At 65.7% G+C, this 391-nt stretch carries 1 pseudogene; it reads right to left on the bottom strand.

Annotation, left to right across the window (positions count from 1 at the left end):
• Nucleotides 1-72: 72 nt before the first annotated feature.
• Nucleotides 73-391: pseudogene (locus SB816_RS30080) on the bottom strand (hypothetical protein); the annotation flags it as partial.

Below are 391 nucleotides of genomic sequence, written 5' to 3'. Positions count from 1 at the left end.
GCAACCGGTCGCTCGCGCGGAGCCATCATTCTCCTTGTCGACGAAGCAGACGCGCTTGCACAGTCGCGTGAATCAGCGCAGATGCATCACGAGGATCGGGCCGCGGAATGTCGCGGCCGCCTTCACCAGCGCCCGTTTCAGTTCCCGAAAGCCGTCGCGTGCGCGCGGCCGGTTGAAGCGCAGCCACGCAAAGCGTTCGGCGCGTTCATAGCGATCGAACTGCGGGTCGCCTTCGAAGATCACCACCATCGCGCGCGCTTCGCGCCGCTTCGCGAATTCGGCCGCATGGTCGAGCCAGAAACCGTTCGCGATCACACGATCCTCGAATTCGCCGTTGCGGCCGCCGGCCGTCAGGAAATGGTTGTTCGGCGCCGGCGCGTTCAGCGCGACG

The organism is Achromobacter sp. SIMBA_011 (assembly GCF_046535435.1).
Classification (GTDB): Bacteria; Pseudomonadota; Gammaproteobacteria; order Burkholderiales; family Burkholderiaceae_B; genus Achromobacter; species Achromobacter dolens.
Note: the sequence above shows the minus strand (reverse complement) of the source record. Positions and strands in the feature narration are given on the sequence as shown.